The following is an 18,276-nucleotide window of genomic DNA, read 5'->3' as shown; positions in this document are numbered from 1 at the left end:
GTCAGTCTCCCAGCGGCTGGTGCAGGTCGCCGCCGCCCCGGTGCGCGTCGAGCACGTACTTGAGGCGGCGCAGGCGTTCCTGGCTGCTTTCCTTGTGCAGCAGGGCCAGTTCCAGCACCAGCATGTCCAGCGTCGCCATCATGGCGTAGCGCGACGAGGACGGTTTGAAAATCAGGTCGGTTTCCAGCGTCTTGATGGGCAGCAGCACGTCGGCCAGCTTCGCCAGCGGCGAGCCCAGCGCAGTGATGGCGATGAGCTTGACGCCGTATTCGCGCGCCACTTCGCAACTGGCCAGCAGCTCAGGCACGCTGCCAGTGGTGGAGAAGACCAGCAGGACGTCGTCCTTGTCCAGGGTGGCGGCCACCATCTTCTGCAGCACGGCATCGTGGTAGCTGGCCACCGGACGGCCCAGCCGCACCAGGCGATAGCGCGCCTCGTCGGACATCATGGTCGAACCCCCGCCCATGCCGAAGCAGTAGATCATGCGCGCGCCCAGCAGCAGATGCGCGGCCTGCATCAGCATGTCCGCATTGAGCATGGCGCGGTTGAGCTCCAGCACCGCGTGGATGTCGCGGTAGACCACGTCGGCCAATTCCGGCGGCTGTTCCGACGGCACGGTCTTTGCTCCGTCGAAGAAGCGCTGCCCCACCGCCACCGCCTGCGCCAGCAGGAACTTGAATTCACGCACGTCGCGGCAACCCATGGCCTTGGCAAAGCGCGTCACGCTGGCCACTGACACGCCCGCCTTGTCGGCCAGCTCGCCGATGCTGGCGCTGGCGGCGGCGTGCAGATCGCCCAGGATGGCTTCCGCCACCTTCTGTTCGGCCAGGCGCAAGGTGCTGCTGCGCTCGGTGATGCGGGAAATGATGTCCAATGTCTGCGCCATGGGAAGATGAACTCTCTGCAAGGAGGCAAGAAAGGCCAGGCAGGAAAGGCCGAGCTGCGCAGCCCACCAGGAACTGCGAAACAATTTATGTTATTTACTAACACGACGTAAACATAGTAAATTCAAGGCTATTGTTACGTCAATCCTAAATAAACAGGAATCAATGCGATGAATGATACAAACTACCAAGGCGCTTACGAGGCGGGCATCATCGATCCACTCAACAAGGGGCTGGGTCCCTTGCCGCAAGCGCTGCCGCCGGGTCAGGCCGGCACCGTGCGCTGGAACCTGCTCAACGAAGACATCAGTTTGCCGGCGGCGGTTCTGTATGAAGAAAAGATCGCGCACAACCTGAAGTGGATGCAGGAATTCGTCGGCCAATACCAGCTGAAGCTGGCCCCGCACGGCAAGACCACCATGGCGCCCAAGCTGTTTGCGCGCCAGCTCGACACTGGCGCCTGGGGCATCACCCTGGCTACCGCCCACCAGACGCTGGCCGGCTACCACCATGGCGTGCGTCGCGTGATCATGGCCAACCAGCTGGTGGGCAAGCGCAACATGGCCATCATTTCCGAGCTGCTGGCCGATCCCTCCTTCGAGTTCTTCTGCCTGGTCGATTCGGCCGCGCTGGTCGATCAGCTCGGCCGTTTCTTTGCCGAACGCAAGCAGACCCTGAACGTGCTGCTGGAACTGGGTCCGACCGGCGGACGCACCGGCGTGCGCGATGAAGCCCAACAGCAGGCCGTGCTGGAGGCGATCTCGCGCTGGGACAGCATCGCCCTGGCTGGCGTGGAAGTCTATGAAGGCGTGCTCAAGGAAGAGGTCGATATCCGCCGCTTCCTGCAGCGCGCCGTGGCTTGCCTGCAAGACCTGGCCGCGCAAGGCCAGCTGGCGCGCCGGCTGGCGCGCGGACCGGCGGTGCTCACCGGCGCCGGCTCGGCCTGGTACGACGTGGTGGCCGAGGAGTTCGGCCAGGCCGATATCGGCGCGGCGTTGGATGTGGTGCTGCGTCCGGGCTGCTACCTGACCCATGACGTGGGCATCTATCGCGCTGCGCAGGCGCAGATCCAGGTGCGCAATCCGGTGGCGCACAGCATGCGCAGCCAGTTGCAGCCGGCGCTGCAACTGTGGGCCTATGTGCAATCCATTCCCGAGGCCGACAAGGCCATCATTGCCCTGGGCAAGCGCGACGCCGCCTTTGATGCCGGCCTGCCGATGCCGGTCTCACGCTTCCGCCCCGGCCGCGATACCGGCCCGCAGGCCACGCCGGCGCACTGGGAAGTGACCGGCATGATGGACCAGCACGCCTACCTGAAGATCGCCGCGGGTGACGATATCGAGGTGGGCGACATGATCGCCTTCGACATCTCCCATCCCTGCCTGACCTTCGACAAGTGGCGTCACCTGGTGGTGGTCGACGCGCGCTTCGATGTGACCGACATCGTGCAGACCTTCTTCTGAGCTGGGAGGGGCAACGGACATGAGCAAAACCATCCTCGCCTATGGCGAAGCCATGGTGGAATTCAACCAGCGCATCGATGCGCCGCGCCAGTTCCTGCAGGGCTATGGCGGCGACACGTCCAACTTCGCCATCGCAGCGGCCCGCCAGGGGGCGGCCTCGGCCTACCTCAGTGCGGTCGGCGACGACCACTTCGGGCAGGACCTGCTGGCGCTATGGCAGCGTGAAGAGGTAGACGTGCGCCATGTCGCCATCGCTCCCGGCGGCAGCACCGGCATCTACTTCGTCACCCACGATGCCGCCGGCCACCACTTCCACTACCGCCGCGCCGGCTCGGCCGCCAGCACTTTCCAGGCCAAGGCGCTGCCGCTGGAGGCCATCGCCGCCGCTGGCGCGTTGCACCTCTCGGGGATCAGCCTGGCTATCAGCGAATCGGCCTGCGAGGCAGGGCTGGCCGCCATGGCGCACGCCCGCGCCAGCGGCGCGACCACGTCGCTCGATACCAACCTGCGACTGCGCCTGTGGCCGCTGGAACGCGCCCGCGCCCGGATGGAAGAGGCGTTCCGGCTGTGCGACATCTGCCTGCCGAGCTGGGAAGACGTCTCGCTGCTGACGGGGCTGGAAGACCGGGACGCCATCGTCGATCGCTTGCTGTCGTATGGCGTGAAGCTGGTGGCCTTCAAGCTGGGCAAGGAAGGCTGCTATGTCGCCACTTCCGACCAGCGCCGCATGGTCGCGCCCTACCCCGTCGACGCCCTGGACGCCACCGGTGCGGGCGATTGCTTCGGCGGCGCCTTCATGGCCGAGCTGATGGCCGGCCGCGATGCTTTCGCGGCGGCGCGCTATGCCAATGTGGCCGCAGCCTTGTCGACCACCGGCTATGGCGCGGTAGAGCCCATCCCCAGGCGCGCCCAGGTCGAGGCTGTACTGGCGAAGACGAGCGGATGAACTCAGGCGCGGCGGGCCACGAACAGCATGCCCGCCACCGGCTGACGCACTTCTTCGCGCAGGACCTGGTCGCTGTCGTGCAGCAGCGTGAATCCATGCGCCTGCAGCAAGCCGCGCACATAGTCGCGTCCATGACGGTAACGGCCACTGGCGTGCAGGGCGTGGCCTTGGGGGGCGACATCGGCCCCGGTGAGCGCTTCCACCGTGAAGACGAAATGGCCGCCGCTGCGCAAGGCTAGCGCCACCGCCTGCATGACCGGCGCCAGATCGCCGAAGTAGATCATGGTGTCGGCCGCGGTGACCAGGTCGCAAGACTGCGGATGGGTCGCGAGGTAGTGGCCGATCTCGGCCTTTTCCAGGCGTGCATAGTGGCCCGTCGCGGCGGCCTTCTCCAGCATCTTTCCAGCCAGGTCCACGCCCACCAGATGATGCGAATAAGGGGCGACCTGCGCCCCGCACAGTCCGGTGCCGCAGCCGATATCGACGGCAGCGAACTGGTGCGCCGGCGGCGCGATCAGCGCCAGTCCTTCGGCGATGAGGCGCGGGCCGCGATAGCCCAGGCTCTGCAGCAGGTTGGCTTCGAAGGTCTCGGCATAGCGATCGAAGTGCGATTCGATGTAGCGGTCCGAGGCACGCGGCGGCACGTCGGCCTGCGAACAGGCCGCCAGCATGTGGGCGGCGATGGGATTGTCCGGCTCTTCCCGCAGCCAGGCGCGGTAGGCCCCGGCGGCCTCGGGCAGGCGGCCGAGGAAGTAGAAGGAAATGCCCAGCATCTCCCAGGATTTTCCTTCCAGCGGCGGCAGCACGTAAGCTCGGCATTGATAGTGCGACGCCTGCATCTTGTCGCCTGCGGCTTCATGGATGCCGCCCAGGTGCAACAACGAGGGCGCGAAATCAGGATCGATCTGCAAGGCCCGCTCGAAGGCGCTGATGGCGTCCTGCCGCTTGTCCTGCTGCAGCAGCACGGCACCCAGGTTGTTCCAGATCGTGTGGTCGTCCGGCCGCAAGGCCAGCGCATCGGCGTAGGCCTGCTCGGCCAGGGCCGGCTGCTGCAGGGCGAACAGCACATTGCCGCGATCGTTGTGCCAGTCGGCGTTGTCCGGCTCCAGGGCGCTGGCCAGCTCCAGCTTGTCCAGGGCCTCGTCATGCTGTCCGTCCTGGTGCAACCAGATGCCGTAGTAATGCAAGGCCAGCGGATGGATGGGATCCGCTTCCAGCACCGCTTCATAGATGACGCAGGCCTGGTCGAGCCGCCCGGCCATGTGGGCGTCGATGGCCTGGCGCAGCAGGGCCTCGTAATGCGCGCCGGCAGGCGCTGGGTCGTGCGTATGCGGCGACGGCAAGGACATGGCCGGGTCTCCAGGGACAGGTGGGATGTGTCAGGCGGGCGCAATCCGGGCCGCGTCGCCACAAGCGCGCCGCCTCTTTACATATTCTTTACAAGTGTGAAGGAGAAGGAGATTTCAGGCAATGCCTGATTCTCTTGCCACAACGTCTGATCACCCAAGAAAAAGGTCGCCCGCAGGCGACCCCGGCGACCCTTGAACACGGTCCGAGCGCATCAAGCGTCGGCCAGGTGGTGAACCAGTCCCCCCAGGCGGCGCAGCGCCTGGTCCAGTTCGCGGTTGAAGGGATGGCCGCAACAGATGCGCACGAAATGGCCGTAGCGGCTGGAGTTGGAAAAGATCGCGCCCGGCGAGACACCCACGCCCTCGGCCAGCGCGCGCTCGAACAATTGCTGGGAACAGACCTGCACCGGCAGCTCCACCCAGAGTCCGACCCCGCCGTTGGGCAGGTTCAGGCGCGTACCTTCGGGGAAATACGCAGCGATGGACTCAGCCATGCGCTCGCGCTGCTGCTTGAGCATCTGGCGCAGACGGCGCAGGTGGCGGTCATAGGCCGGGCTGGCGATGAAGTCGGCGGCGGTGACCTGGGTCCACTCTTCATTGGCGCGGGTGTGGGTGAACTTGAGCATCTTGACGCGCTCGTGCCAGCGTCCGCCATTCATCCAGCCCAGGCGCATGCCGGGGGCCAGCACCTTGTTGAGCGAGGCGCAGTAGATGACATTGCCGTTGCGGTCGCGACTCTTGAGACTGGAGGGTGTCACGCTGCCATCGGCCAGCTCGGTGTAGGCGTCGTCTTCGATGAGGGGCAGCTTCAACTGGTCGCACAGGCGCACCAGCTGATCCTTGTGGTCCTCGGGCATGATGCAGCCCAGCGGGTTCTGCAGGTTAGGCACCACCACCACCGCCTTGATGTTGCCGTAGGTGCGCACGGCCAGCTCGAGCGCCTCGACCGAGATCCCGGTATGCGGGCTGGTGGGAATTTCCAGCGCCTTCATGCCCAGGTTTTCCAGCGCCTGCAAGAGCCCGAAGTAAGTGGGCGACTCCACGGCGATGGTGTCGCCCGGCCCGGCCACGGCGCGCAGCGCCAGGTTCAGGGCTTCGATGCAGCCATGGGTGACCACCACTTCCTCGGTATCGATGCGCATGCCGGCATTGAGCGCGCGGCGCGCCACGGCCTGGCGGAAGGTGGCGTTGCCATTGTGCGGCATGGCGCTGGTGAGCAGCTCGGGGCGCTCACGCAGGGCGCGCATGGCGGCCTGCTTGAGGGTTTCGACCGCATACAGCTGGGGCGCACAGGTCATTCCCGACAGATCGATGTGCGGTGCGCCCGCCTGGCGCAAGGCGATGTACTTGGAAACGCGTTCATGGATGCCGACGAACTGCCCGGCATCGATGGCCAAGAGGCTCTTGGGCTCCTGCACCGGCCGGATGGCGGAACGGCGCGGCTGCCGCACGAAATAGCCGGAGCGAGGACGCGCCTCCAGCCAGCCGCCCTCTTCCATGTGCCGCAGGGTCTGCAGCGCCGTCGACAGGCTCACCTGATGCTGACGCATCAGGTCGCGCACCGATGGCATGCGGTCACCCGCTACCAGGGTGCCGGCCTGGATGGCGCTCTGGTAGTGATCGGCCAGGCGGCGATACAAGGGCTGGCGGCCAGACTCGGGCGCAGTGGGAAGCAGAGGCGCAGGCGGGCTGGGCGCATCGGGCAGATCGGCAATAAGCAGGCTGGTATCCATAACAGCAATCATGTTCTCCGGCAAACGACCGGAACAGATACAGAGTATTCGAAAAGCTGCGATAACAGATCGGAAAATCACCTCCTGTTACGTTGCAGCATGAATTTTCCTGTGCCTGTTGCCATCCCGCCAGCCTGCCTAGACTGCAAGCGTACCCACTGACGGAGAAAGCACATGCATACCCCCTGGCACCCCCCTCTTCCCGAACTGCAGGCCAGCCCGCGCCACCTGCGCCTGGCGCGCGGCCAGACCCTGCAAGTATGGCTGGCCGCCGGCAGCCAGCTGATCAGCCAGGCCAACGCCATGCGCGTGACCGAATCGGCGCAATGGCAGATGGAGCGACTGGTGAACCGGCGCAGTAGGTTGGCCGATGGCGAGCGGCTGGTGCTGGCCCACGATGGCTGGATCGAAATCCATGCGGCCGAGGGCGGCGAGCTGCTTTGCTTCACTCCGGTGCAGCGGCCCTGGCATCACCCCTTGCTGGCGCTGTGGCGCTGGCTGGCGGCGCAGCGGCCCAAGGTGGCCAAGAGCGTGCGGCGCTGAAGAAGAGCAGGCCCAGGGCGAGATGGAAGTTAACATAAAATCAAGCAAGAGCCTGCATTTCCCGTCTTTGATCAATCATTTTTGGCAAAACGATCAAAACGGGCAGGCAAGTCCTGCCGAGCTTGACGTAAAACCATTACACTTGGTTATCAGCAAAAGACGAAGTGTTATGCAGAACGATCACCCCCTCGCAAGCGCCGGCCCAGCTTCCCGTCCCGGCAACCACGCCCTGTCCGAACAGGAAACCTTCGATCTGACCCCTGTCTCCCTTTGGAAAGAGGATTACAGCGGCCTCAAGCGCCTCTTCGACCAGTGGCGCGCCGAGGGCGTGACGGATCTGCGCAGCTATCTGCGGCAGGATCATGCACGCGCCCATGCCTGCGCGATGCAGATCCGCGTGGTCGATGTCAATCGCCGCACGCTCGAATGGTATGAGGCGCGTGACCTGGAGCATCTGGTGGCCAACCTGGACAAGGTGTTCCGGGACGACATGCTGGAAACCTTCATCGACGAGATGGCGCAGCTGTGGGAGGGCCGCAGCCACTTCTCCAGCTATACCGTGAACTACACGCTGGGCGGCAAGCGACTGGACATCCAGCTGTCGGGCCGCATCATGCCGGGCAGCGAAGAGAGCTGGGAATACGTGCTGCTGGCCATCGAAAACGTCACCGAACGCGAAACTGCGCGCAAGAAACTCTCCCGCAGCGAGAACTATGCCCGGGGCCTGTTCGAGTACTCCCCCATCTCGCTGTGGGTGGAAGACTTCAGCCAGGTCAAGCGCCTCTTCAACGACCTGCACCGCATCGGCATCACCGATTTCCGCACCTTCACCGACGTGCATCCGGAGTTCGTGGAGCGCTGCATGCAAGAGATCCGCGTCATCGATGTGAATCTCCAGACGCTGTCCATGTTCTGCGCCCCCGACAAGGCCACGCTGCTCTCGCGCCTGTCCGATGTGTTCCGCGACGACATGCGCCAGCACTTCAACGAACAGTTGATCGAACTGTGGAACGGCAACCTGCTGCACCAGCGCGAGGTGGTCAACTACGCGCTCAATGGCGAGACGCTGCACGTCCATCTGCAATTCTCGGTCTTCCCCGGCCATGAAGAGCACTGGGACCTGGTGCTGGTGGCGCTGACCGACATCACCGCGCGCAAGAAGGCCGAAGCCTATCTGGAGTTCCTTGGCAAGCACGATGAACTGACCAAGCTGCACAATCGCGCCTACATGGTCGATGAACTCAACCGCCTGGAGCGCAAGGGCCCCTTCCCGGTCAGCGTGATCGTGGCCGACCTCAACGGCCTGAAGGACATCAATGACGAACTCGGCCATGCGGCTGGCGACGCCCTGTTGCGCCGCGTGGGCGAAGTGCTGGACAAGGCAGTGGAGCGCCCTTGCAGCGTGTCGCGCACGGGTGGCGACGAATTCGCCATCCTGCTGCCGGCCACCGACGAGCGCGGCTGCGTACTGCTCATGGAGCAAATCCAGAAGCTGCTGGAGGTCAACAACCAGTATTACTCCGGGGTGCCGCTGAGCCTGTCCATGGGCGCGGCCACGGCGCTGCCGGGCGAGCGCCTGGAACAGGTGGTGCAACGCGCCGACAGCCTGATGTATGAAGCCAAGCGCCAGTATTACGCGACCTCGCCCACGGTGGAACGCCGTCACCTGCCCGATTGATGAGCACCCTGCCCGACGGCTGGATGGCCCAGCCACGCGCGCTCGCGGTGGGCGCCGAAACGCTGGCCGCCGATCTGCTTCACAGCCCGGCCGGTGGCGCGGTGCAGACGCTCGTGCTGCATGGCGCCGGCCAGAGTGACCGCCAGCGCCTGGGGCCTTTGCGCCAGACGCTGGCGCTGCGCGGATGCGCCAGCGCCGCCATCGACTTTTCCGGGCATGGACAAAGCAGCGCCCGCCAGCCGAACTCCCTCGCCAAACGCCTGGCAGAAGCCCAGGCCGCCCTGGATGCCTTGACCGTTGCGCCACGCACCGTAGTGGGCGTGAGCATGAGCGGCGAGATCGCCCTTCGCCTGGCCTGCCGCCCCGAAAACCGGATCGCCCATGTGGTCACGCTGGTGGGTGCGCTCTATGACGGCGCGGCCTTCGAGCTGCCCTTCGGCCCAGCCTTCAGCGCGGCCTTGCGCCGCCCTGGCAGTTGGCGCGACGCCACGGTATTGACCCTGATCCGCCGCTACCCGGGCCGCCTCACCCTCATCCGCGCCAGCGAGGATGCGGTCATTCCCTCTGAAGTCGCCGAACTCATCCGTGAACATGCCGTGGCGGCCAGCGCCTGCCGCATCATCGATCTGCCGGGCGTGGATCATCGGGTCAGCGAACGCAGCCAGCACGACGCCCTCCTGCGCGAGCGGCTGGCCGATCTGATCCTGGAGCAGTAATCGCTGGACCGCGCAGCCCGGATGCAGGCTCAGGCGGTGGTGGAGATGAGACCGCCGACGATACCCTGGTTGACGATATCTTCGACGATGGCGCCGGTCAGGTCGGGATTGGACTTGAGCAGCAGCGAGAGCTGCGAGGACAGGGCCTGGCCGCTGAACTGCCCCGAACCGTCATAGACGCCATCGTTGGAAGACGGGATGACGATGCTGCCGAGGATGCCCTGGTAATACGACTGGGTAGCCTGGTTCTGCGACAGGTCAGGGGAAGTGCCATCAGCCGAACCGGCGCCGACAATGGCATCGAACAATCCGGCCGCGTTGTAGGTCAGCGCCCCATTGCCGGACGAAGCGCCGCCCAGGCTGACCACCACCGAGGCCTGCGCGGACAGCTCCACCGCCTGCGCGACGGCGGCCGGATCGTTGACCGCCTTGACCGCACCGCTGCCCGCGCTGGCACTGTTGCCAGGCAGGCCATAGGGGTCGAGGTTGCCCAGCGGGATTGAGGAGGTGTCAATGGCCATGTTCATGCCGTCCATGCGCAAGATGCAGGAAAAACATTCAGTTCATCAGGGATTCTAGGCAACTCCCGCCGGATCGGCAAGCCACGCCTACCTCTCTACCCCGCCAAAATGACAACACCCGGCGCGCAGGCCGGGTGCGGTATCAGCCAGGCGCCAGCGCGCCAGACTCAGTGCGGCTCCTCGCCATGCTCGTCCTTGGTCTGCACGATACTGACCGGCTTGCCCTTGAGGCGGCGCCAGAGATAGACGCCATAGCCGGACAGGCCATACAGCACGAACAGCCCGAACAGCACCTTGGACGGATCGCTGGAAATGAGCACCAGCGCCACTACCACCAGCAGTGCCGCAATGAAGGGCACCGGCTTGCGGAAGTTGACATCCTTGAAGCTGTAGAACGGCACGTTGGTGACCATGGTGATGCCGGCGTAGAGGGTGATGACCCAGGCGTACCAGCTCAGGTCGGTGCCGGCAAAGCGCAGGTCATCCATCAACCAGACGAAGCCCGCCACCAGGGCGGCCGCGGCCGGGCTGGGCAAGCCCTGGAAGTAGCGCTTGTCGACCACGGCGATATTGGTGTTGAAGCGCGCCAGGCGCAGCGCACCGCCGGCGCAATAGACAAAGGCGGCCAGCCAGCCCAGCTTGCCCATGCCGCGCAGCGACCATTCATACACCACCAGCGCAGGCGCGGCGCCGAAGGAAACCATGTCCGACAGGCTGTCGTACTGCGCGCCGAATTCGCTCTGGGTGTTGGTCATGCGGGCCACGCGGCCGTCCAGGCTGTCCAGCACCATGGCCACGAAGATGGCGATGGAGGCATAGTCGAACTTGAGGTTCATCGCCATCACGATGGCGTAGAAACCGCAGAACAGGGCTGCGGTAGTAAAGGCGTTGGGCAACAGGTAGATGCCGCGCGACCGGCGCCGCACCACCACTTGCCCGCTCTCGTCCAGTTGCGCCGCCTTGGGCTTGCGCAGGGATTTGGGGAAGGGAATGCCGGTCTTGGCCTTGCGTCTTCTGAGTGTTGGCATCGATATCCAGTAATGGTTGTGCAGGAAACCCTGTGCCAGCCTCATCCGTGGCGTACTTTCCGGAGGAGGCTGTCAGGATGTGATCAGAGTTCGGCCAGAATGGTTTCGGTCGCCGAGACCTTTTCGCCCACGGTGACCTTGGGGATGGCCGTCAGCGGCAGGTACACGTCCACGCGCGAACCGAAGCGGATGAAACCGTAGCGCTGGCCGCGCGCCAGCGTATCGCCGGCCTTGACGTAGCACAGGATGCGGCGGGCGATCAGGCCGGCCACCTGCACGCAGGTCACGCTGTGACCGCTGGTGGTGGTGATGGCCAGGGCGTTGCGCTCGTTTTCCAGCGAGGCCTTGTCGAGGTCGGCATTGACGAACTTGCCGGGGAAGTACTGCACCTTCTCGATCTTGCCATCCACCGGAGCACGGTTGGAGTGGACATTGAAGACGTTCATGAAGACGCTGATCTTCAGGGCTTCGCGGTCGGTGTAGGGATCATGGGCGCGGGCCACCACGACGATGCGGCCATCGGCGGGCGACAGCACGGCATTGGCGGCTTGCGGGATCACGCGCGGCGGGTCACGGAAGAACTGCAGCACGAACAGCGCGATGATCCACAGCGGGAAGGACCAGGCGCCGCAGAAATAGGTTGCCAGCGCTGCCACGACCACGGCGATGGTCAGGAAGGGCCAGCCTTCGCGGGCGATAATGGGGTGGGGATAGTGGTTATTGTTCAATGTTGCTCCAATGATCGCGCAGTGCTCGCGGAAAGTTCAAAAGTAAAAGCGTGCCCATTTTAGTCCAGCGCCCGTTAAATGCAATGAAATGCGCCGCCATCCGGCCGGTGGCGGTGCATCCCGGGTCATCGAGAACAATTTTTCGAGCATCGGGCCAGGGCATTGCCCAGCGCCGGCTCAGCGTGGTCGCTGGCGGGAGAAGCTCAGCTTCAGTTCGTTGCGCGCCAGGCCCTGCGGACCGGTCAGCTGCATCTGTCCGATCAGGATCGTCACTTCGGCATCGGCATAGTCCAGGCCAGTGACTTCGGTGATCTGGCGCAAGTCGCCCTGGCGGCGCTCCTGGGGCTCGTCGGCGATGATGCCCGGCGGCTCCTTGGCCAGCGGTGCGCAAGCCTTCACATCGTTGACCAGGCGCTGGTAGGCGCGGCCCATGTCAGCCGGTGTTGGATAGCGCCAGATGCAGGTGTAGACCGAGGAATTGTCAGCGATGGCGCAACTCTGGGCGCCATCCAGCATGAAGTTGGAGAGATAGATCGGACCGCGCTTATCGTCCTTCATGACGGAATCGGGACCGTCTTTCTTCCAACCGTCGAAGCGGGATTGCGACTGCTGGTGGATGGCGCGCAGGTCGGCGCAGATGTCGGCATGCGCCGTGCTGGCCACCAGTGCAGTGAAGAGCGCCAGGAGCAGCTTGGTGAAGGTCCGCATGATGAGATGATCTTCTTGAAACGGAAAGGGAGGCCGATTATAGCCTCCCTCCCCTGCCAACCCGAGCGGGTTGACGATTCTTGATATGAACTGTCCGACGCGAACAGTCCGGTGTGTTCGCTTACTTGAAGCGCACCTTGCCCACCAGGCGCATATTCACGGTGGATTCACCCGGCTCGAAGCTGGGCTCGGCCACCGTCGTGCTTTCCTGGACCATGTCGGCACGCATGGCCTTGGCCATCATCGGGGCGGGGGCCGGCGCAGCGTAGTTGCCGGAACCTTCAAAGTCCACGGTCTCGATCACGGCATCCGACGGAGCTCGATGCATGGCATTGGCGATGAAGCCGATGCGCTCTTCCAGATTGCGGTAGGTGGCATTGACCAAGGTGGCGTCCAGCTTCTTGGCGGCCGCCGGGCTCAGGCCGAATTGCAGGCCGTTCAGGCTCATCAGGGCCTGGGCCGAGGAGACGGTCTTGGGCAGTGCCGCCAGGTTCTCGGTGGTCATCTCCAGATACTGGCCGACGCGCCATCCCACCACCTGGCGTGCCTTGGCCGGCTGGCGGGGCTGTTGCGGCGTGACTTGCGGCGGTTCGGCATAGACCGCGTAAGTGTAATACCCGTAGCTCTTCAGGGCGGATTGCGGGTCCTGGCGCTTGAGCAGCTCGATGCCCTGCTTCATCTTCTGGTTCACACGGGAGGCGGCAGCGGCCTTGTCCTTGTCCTGCTCTTCGACTTGCAAGGTGACGCGTGCTTGGTCGTTGGGCACGCTGATCTCGCCATTGGCTGGCACCACGACCATGGTGCCGGTGGTCGGGACCGGGGCCGGCGTGGTGATGGCCGTCTGTGCCTGCGCCTGGGCGGCGATACAGGCAGTGGCCAGGACGGCGCCCAGCATCAGTTTGCGGGAAGGTGTCATAAGGGATCCTCTTTATTCTTGGTCAGTGACGGGGGTGATCATAGCTTCATATCGGAAGCATCCACCCGGCACTTCGACGACCGGCGTCAGGGATTGGTTCTTGGCCAAGTGCAACAAGGCGTAACACAATGACAATTCAAACGCCCTCGCCTTGTCCGCGGACGAAAAAAAACGCCACGGCGAACCGTGGCGTTTTCCTGGACTGCTGCCGGCGGGGGCAGATCAGTTCTTGGTCTGATCAACCAGCTTGTTAGCCTTGATCCAGGGCATCATGGCGCGCAGCTTCTCGCCCACGATTTCGATCTGGTGTTCGGCGTTGATACGACGACGCGACATCAGGGTCGGTGCACCGGCCTTGTTTTCCAGGATGAAGCTCTTGGCGTATTCGCCGGTCTGGATGTCTTCCAGGACCTTCTTCATGGCAGCCTTGCTCTCGGCGTTGATCACGCGCGGGCCGGTCACGTACTCGCCGTATTCGGCATTGTTGGAGATCGAGTAGTTCATGTTGGCGATGCCGCCTTCATAGATCAGGTCAACGATGAGCTTCAGTTCGTGCAGGCACTCGAAGTAGGCCATTTCCGGCGCGTAGCCAGCTTCGACCAGGGTTTCGAAACCGGCCTTGATCAGTTCCACGGTACCGCCGCAGAGCACGGCTTGTTCGCCGAAGAGGTCGGTTTCGGTTTCTTCGCGGAAGTTGGTTTCGATGATGCCGGCACGGCCGCCGCCGTTGGCGGTCGCGTACGACAGGGCCAGGTCACGGGCGCTGCCGGACTTGTCCTGGTGCACGGCGATCAGGTGCGGCACGCCGCCACCCTGGCTGTAGGTCGAACGCACGGTGTGGCCGGGGGCCTTGGGGGCGATCATGATGATGTCCAGGTCAGCGCGCGGCACGACTTGGCCATAGTGGATGTTGAAGCCGTGGGCGAAGGCGACGGTGGCACCTTGCTTGGCGAACGGTGCGACGTTTTCAGCATAGACCTGGCCGATGTTTTCGTCCGGCAGCAGGATCATGATGACGTCGGCATCCTTGACCGCGTCGTTGACTTCGGCGACCTTCAGGCCAGCCTGTTCAGCCTTGTTCCACGAAGCGCCACCCTTGCGCAGGCCAACAGTCACCTTGACGCCGGAATCCTTCAGGTTCAGGGCGTGAGCGTGGCCTTGCGAACCGTAACCGATGATGGTCACGTTCTTGTTCTTGATCAGGGACAGGTCTGCGTCTTTGTCGTAGAAAACTTTCATGATTTTTTCCTATGTTCCGAGTAACTCGAATTTGAATGTATGTATATGTGTGTGATGCGTACTGCTGGCGCGGTCGATCAGATCTTCAGGATCCGTTCGCCGCGGCCGATGCCGGAGCCGCCGGTACGGACCGTTTCCAGGATCGCGGTGCGATCCAGGGCGTCGATGAAGGCGTCCAGCTTGCTCTTGGCGCCGGTCAGCTCGATCGTGTAGGTCTTCTCGGTGACGTCGATGATGCGGCCGCGGAAGATATCCGCAGTGCGCTTCATCTCTTCCCGTTCCTTGCCCACTGCGCGCACCTTGATCAGCATCAGTTCGCGCTCGATGTGCGCGCCTTCGGTCAGATCGACGACCTTCACCACCTCGATCAGGCGGTTCAGGTGTTTGGTGATCTGTTCGATCACATCATCCGAACCCGAGGTCACAATGGTCATGCGCGACAGGGTCGAATCTTCGGTGGGTGCAACGGTGAGCGTTTCGATGTTGTAGCCGCGTGCGGAGAACAGGCCCACGACACGGGACAATGCGCCGGCTTCGTTTTCCAGCAGCACAGAAATGATATGGCGCATGTTAGAGATCCTCCGAACCCAGCAACATTTCAGTCAAACCCTTGCCCGCCTTGACCATGGGCCAGACGTTCTCGGTTTGATCCGTGATGAAGTTCATGAAGACCAGCCTGTCTTTCATGGCGAAGGCTTCGCGCAGCGCGCCGTCGACATCGCCCGGTTTCTCGATTTTCATGCCGACGTGGCCGTAGGACTCCGCCAGCTTGTTGAAGTCCGGCAGCGAATCCATGTACGACTCGGAATAGCGCGAACCGTAGTCGATCTGCTGCCACTGACGCACCATGCCCAGGAAGCGGTTGTTCAGGAGGATGATCTTGGGGGTCAGGTGATACTGTTTGCAGGTCGCCAGTTCCTGGATGCACATCTGGATCGAAGCTTCGCCGGTGATGCAGGCCACGGTCGCATCAGGGTTGGCCATCTGCACGCCCATGGCGTACGGCAGGCCCACGCCCATGGTGCCCAGGCCGCCGGAATTGATCCAGCGGCGCGGCTTGTCGAAACCATAGTACTGCGCGGCCCACATCTGATGCTGGCCGACGTCGGAGGTGATGAAGGCATCACCCTTGGTCACTTCCCACACCTTCTGCACCACGGATTGCGGCTTGATGAATTCTTCCGAGGTGGCGAACTTGAGACAATCGCGCTTGCGCCATTCATTGATCTGCTTCCACCAGGCATCCAGCGCCGCGCCGTTCTGGCGGGTCTCGGCCGCATCCAGCTGCGAGAGCAGCTCCTGCAGCACGTCCTTGACGTTGCCCACGATGGGGATGTCGACCTTGACGCGCTTGGAAATCGACGAGGGGTCGATATCGATATGGATGATCTTGCGGGCATGCGAGGCGAAGTGCTTCGGATTGCCGATCACGCGGTCATCGAAGCGCGCGCCGATGGCGATCAACACATCGCAGTGCTGCATGGCCATGTTGGCTTCGTAGGTGCCGTGCATGCCGGGCATGCCCACGAACTTGTCGCTGGACGAACGATAGGCGCCCAGGCCCATCAGGGTGTTGGTACAGGGATAGCCCAGGCGATCGACCAGCTTGTTCAACTCAGGCGCGGCGTTGGCCAGGATGATGCCGCCCCCGGTATAGATCATCGGACGCTCGGCCGACAGCAGCAGCTGCAGCGCCTTGCGGATCTGGCCCGAGTGACCCTTGTCGACCGGCTTGTAGGAACGCATTTCCACCGCCTTCGGATACTCGTAGGCGCAGGTATGCATGGTGATGTCCTTCGGGATATCGACCAGGACCGGGCCGGGACGGCCGGTGGTGGCGATGAAGAAGGCTTTCTTGACGGTTTCCGCCAGGTCCTTCACATCCTTCACGAGGAAGTTGTGCTTGACGCAGGGGCGGGTGATACCGACGGTGTCGCACTCCTGGAACGCGTCCTGGCCGATGGCGGTCGACGGCACCTGGCCGGAGATCACCACCATGGGGATCGAATCCATGTAGGCCGTTGCCAGGCCGGTAACGGCATTGGTCACGCCAGGGCCGGAGGTGACGATGGCCACGCCGACCTTCTGCGAGCTGCGCGAATACGCGTCAGCTGCATGCACGGCGGCCTGTTCGTGACGAACCAGGATGTGCTGGAATTTGTCTTGCTTGAAGATTGCGTCGTAGATATAGAGGACGGCGCCACCAGGATAGCCGAAGACGTGTTCAACACCCTCTTCAGCCAGGCAGCGGACGAGTATATCCGCGCCGGTGAGTTGCTCAGCACTCATGCTGCTTCCTTTCAAGGTCCATTGGAAATTGATCGGATGTTCTCTCCTGACGGAACCGTATCGATCGTCTTGCCGGCAGCATCCCTTTATTGTGCGGTCACGCCGTTTCTGCGCCCCAACCGTAGTGGAGTTCGAAACGCCGCTCAACGCGACTCGTTCAGCCTTGGTACAAGATCGACTGCTACTGATTCCTCGCGCTTGTGGCACGGGTTAGAACAAACAAGCTTTAAACCTATAAAGCGTTTCCTCGAACCGGCACGACCTTATGTGAAGCACCGGCAAGGAACAAAAACGCCCCAGATGTGGGAGGCGGGAAACAGGACAGTAATGCGTTGCATCATTTTGGTCAAGCGAAATCAGGCCCGGCGCCATGCTTCACTCGCATTTGGACCAAGGCGTAGGGATAAACTGCACGACAAAGAGGGCCATTTTTGCTAGGATTCGGTCTGCTTTTTGACGTTTTGTTGCATTTTCCGCATCCCTACCGGCCAGACTGAGCGATTTTACCCGTTCTTGGCCAGCGACCCATCCGGCACACCGTATTGCATGGCAACTGACAAAGAACTCTCCGATTTTCTTGAAAGTGTCGAACGCCGCGCCTTCAAACAGGCGGTGTATGCCGTACGCAAGGATGAGGCCGCGTTGGACATCGTCCAGGATGCGATGATCAAGCTGGCCGAGAAATACGGCGACAAACCGGTGGATGAGTTGCCGATGCTGTTCCAGCGCATCCTGCAAAACACCATCCATGATTTCTTCCGCCGTGAAAAGGTGCGCAACACCTGGGTGAGCCTGTTCTCCAGCTTCGGCGGCAACGGCGGCGATGGCGAGGGCGGCGAGGACTTCGACCTGCTCGAAAGCCTCGAATCGGAAGACGGCTCGGAGGCCGCCGAATCCAGCGCCGACAAGGTCGAGCGCCAGCAGACCCTGAACCTCATCGATGCCGAGATACAAAAACTGCCCACACGTCAACGGGAAGCATTCTTGATGCGTTATTGGCAGGACATGGACGTGGCGGAAACAGCCGCCGCCATGGGTTGCTCCGAAGGCAGCGTCAAAACCCATTGCTCCCGCGCAACTCACGCGCTGGCTCAAGCTCTAAGAGCCAAAGGAATCTCATTATGAACAACAAGGAAATGCAATTCGCCTACAAGGTGAAGTTGGCGCTGGACGCCAACCTCGATAACTTGTCCGACGACACCCTGCAAAGCCTGGCCGCCGCCCGCCGGGTGGCGCTGGCGCGCAAGAAGCAGACGCCCATGACCGTACGCGTGGAACAACCGGTGCTGGCCGGCGCCTTGGGCAGCGCCGGCGGCATGCTCTCGCCGAAGTCCTCCTGGCTGGGTCGCCTGGGTGTGGCCGCGCCGCTGCTGGCGGGCATCATCCTCTTCGCCGGTCTCTACCAGCACGAGAACGCCAAGCGCGTCTCCTACCTGGCCGACATCGACGCGGCCGTGCTCTCTGACGAACTGCCGCTGTCGGCCTACCTGGACCACGGCTTCAATGCCTATCTGGCTGAAAAGGAACAATAAGAC

At 63.2% G+C, this 18,276-nt stretch carries 18 protein-coding genes; 7 read left to right on the top strand and 11 right to left on the bottom strand.

From position 1 onward, the window contains the following. Position 1 precedes the first annotated feature (1 nt). Entirely contained in the window at positions 2 to 886 is an 885-nt protein-coding gene (locus BGK68_RS15015; protein WP_013233760.1) for a MurR/RpiR family transcriptional regulator, read from the bottom strand. 168 nt (positions 887 to 1,054) lie between these two features. Here BGK68_RS15015 and BGK68_RS15010 point away from each other — a divergent pair, with 168 nt between their 5' ends. After that, on the top strand, positions 1,055 to 2,347 hold the full coding sequence (locus BGK68_RS15010; RefSeq protein ID WP_075257766.1) for an amino acid deaminase: 1,293 nt from the start codon (positions 1,055 to 1,057) through the stop codon (positions 2,345 to 2,347). A 19-nt stretch (positions 2,348 to 2,366) separates the two neighbouring features. Next, on the top strand, positions 2,367 to 3,293 hold the full coding sequence (locus BGK68_RS15005) for a sugar kinase (protein WP_075257765.1): 927 nt from the start codon (positions 2,367 to 2,369) through the stop codon (positions 3,291 to 3,293). Positions 3,294 to 3,295: 2 nt separating this feature from the next. On the opposite strand, the gene BGK68_RS15000 is transcribed toward BGK68_RS15005, so the two are convergent. Continuing rightward, positions 3,296 to 4,642 carry a tetratricopeptide repeat protein gene (locus BGK68_RS15000; RefSeq protein WP_233149317.1) on the bottom strand — a complete coding sequence of 449 codons (1,347 nt, stop codon included), beginning with the start codon at positions 4,640 to 4,642 and terminating at the stop codon, positions 3,296 to 3,298. Positions 4,643 to 4,854: 212 nt separating this feature from the next. Continuing rightward, positions 4,855 to 6,375, bottom strand: a complete 1,521-nt coding sequence (locus BGK68_RS14995) for an aminotransferase-like domain-containing protein (protein ID WP_075257764.1) — start codon at positions 6,373 to 6,375, stop codon at positions 4,855 to 4,857. Between the two features lie 174 nt (positions 6,376 to 6,549). Here BGK68_RS14995 and BGK68_RS14990 point away from each other — a divergent pair, with 174 nt between their 5' ends. The 3 genes from BGK68_RS14990 to BGK68_RS14980 all read left to right on the top strand — a co-directional run bounded on the left by BGK68_RS14990 (position 6,550) and on the right by BGK68_RS14980 (position 9,312). Then, on the top strand, positions 6,550 to 6,918 hold the full coding sequence (locus tag BGK68_RS14990; protein WP_075257763.1) for a hypothetical protein: 369 nt from the start codon (positions 6,550 to 6,552) through the stop codon (positions 6,916 to 6,918). Positions 6,919 to 7,087: 169 nt separating this feature from the next. Next, positions 7,088 to 8,596, top strand: a complete 1,509-nt coding sequence (locus tag BGK68_RS14985) for a sensor domain-containing diguanylate cyclase (RefSeq protein ID WP_075257762.1) — start codon at positions 7,088 to 7,090, stop codon at positions 8,594 to 8,596. Continuing rightward, a complete protein-coding gene (locus BGK68_RS14980; protein WP_083657821.1) occupies positions 8,596 to 9,312 on the top strand; it encodes an alpha/beta hydrolase family protein in 717 nt (238 codons plus the stop codon). Before BGK68_RS14985 ends, BGK68_RS14980 begins: the two co-directional genes overlap by 1 nt. A 29-nt stretch (positions 9,313 to 9,341) precedes the next feature. Here the strand turns inward: BGK68_RS14980 and BGK68_RS14975 are convergent, their stop codons facing one another. The 8 genes from BGK68_RS14975 to BGK68_RS14940 all read right to left on the bottom strand — a co-directional run bounded on the left by BGK68_RS14975 (position 9,342) and on the right by BGK68_RS14940 (position 16,741). Beyond that, positions 9,342 to 9,833, bottom strand: coding sequence for a type 1 periplasmic-binding domain-containing protein (locus BGK68_RS14975; RefSeq protein WP_233149316.1), 492 nt, complete (start codon positions 9,831 to 9,833; stop codon positions 9,342 to 9,344). A gap of 167 nt (positions 9,834 to 10,000) precedes the next feature. After that, the gene (gene pssA / locus BGK68_RS14970; protein ID WP_069373667.1) at positions 10,001 to 10,861 is read right to left on the bottom strand and encodes a CDP-diacylglycerol--serine O-phosphatidyltransferase; all 861 of its coding nucleotides are present in this window, start codon (positions 10,859 to 10,861) and stop codon (positions 10,001 to 10,003) included. An 83-nt stretch (positions 10,862 to 10,944) separates the two neighbouring features. Beyond that, positions 10,945 to 11,589 carry a phosphatidylserine decarboxylase gene (locus BGK68_RS14965; protein WP_075257761.1) on the bottom strand — a complete coding sequence of 215 codons (645 nt, stop codon included), beginning with the start codon at positions 11,587 to 11,589 and terminating at the stop codon, positions 10,945 to 10,947. Positions 11,590 to 11,766: 177 nt separating this feature from the next. Then, the gene (locus BGK68_RS14960) at positions 11,767 to 12,297 is read right to left on the bottom strand and encodes a vesicle formation protein (protein ID WP_075257760.1); all 531 of its coding nucleotides are present in this window, start codon (positions 12,295 to 12,297) and stop codon (positions 11,767 to 11,769) included. Positions 12,298 to 12,418: 121 nt separating this feature from the next. Next, positions 12,419 to 13,213: an SIMPL domain-containing protein gene (locus tag BGK68_RS14955; RefSeq protein WP_075257759.1), complete on the bottom strand. Its 795-nt coding sequence runs from the start codon at positions 13,211 to 13,213 to the stop codon at positions 12,419 to 12,421. Positions 13,214 to 13,435: 222 nt separating this feature from the next. Continuing rightward, positions 13,436 to 14,452, bottom strand: coding sequence for a ketol-acid reductoisomerase (ilvC, locus tag BGK68_RS14950; RefSeq protein WP_034334512.1), 1,017 nt, complete (start codon positions 14,450 to 14,452; stop codon positions 13,436 to 13,438). Positions 14,453 to 14,529: 77 nt separating this feature from the next. Beyond that, on the bottom strand, positions 14,530 to 15,021 hold the full coding sequence (ilvN, locus tag BGK68_RS14945; RefSeq protein ID WP_008327594.1) for an acetolactate synthase small subunit: 492 nt from the start codon (positions 15,019 to 15,021) through the stop codon (positions 14,530 to 14,532). 1 nt (position 15,022) lies between these two features. Further along, positions 15,023 to 16,741 (bottom strand): acetolactate synthase 3 catalytic subunit, encoded by a 1,719-nt coding sequence (locus BGK68_RS14940; RefSeq protein WP_075257758.1) that lies wholly within the window; start codon positions 16,739 to 16,741, stop codon positions 15,023 to 15,025. Between the two features lie 546 nt (positions 16,742 to 17,287). Between BGK68_RS14940 and BGK68_RS14935 the strand changes: the two genes are divergently transcribed. Both BGK68_RS14935 and BGK68_RS14930 read left to right on the top strand, forming a co-directional pair. Next, the gene (locus BGK68_RS14935; protein WP_013233746.1) at positions 17,288 to 17,866 is read left to right on the top strand and encodes an RNA polymerase sigma factor; all 579 of its coding nucleotides are present in this window, start codon (positions 17,288 to 17,290) and stop codon (positions 17,864 to 17,866) included. Further along, positions 17,863 to 18,273: a DUF3619 family protein gene (locus tag BGK68_RS14930; RefSeq protein WP_075257757.1), complete on the top strand. Its 411-nt coding sequence runs from the start codon at positions 17,863 to 17,865 to the stop codon at positions 18,271 to 18,273. Before BGK68_RS14935 ends, BGK68_RS14930 begins: the two co-directional genes overlap by 4 nt. Positions 18,274 to 18,276 lie beyond the last annotated feature (3 nt).

The sequence above is a fragment of the Herbaspirillum camelliae genome, assembly GCF_001929405.1.
In the GTDB taxonomy this organism is placed as follows: Bacteria; Pseudomonadota; Gammaproteobacteria; order Burkholderiales; family Burkholderiaceae_D; genus Herbaspirillum; species Herbaspirillum seropedicae.
The sequence above is the reverse complement of the archived record's forward strand: the minus strand, read 5'-3'. Positions and strand labels throughout refer to the sequence as shown.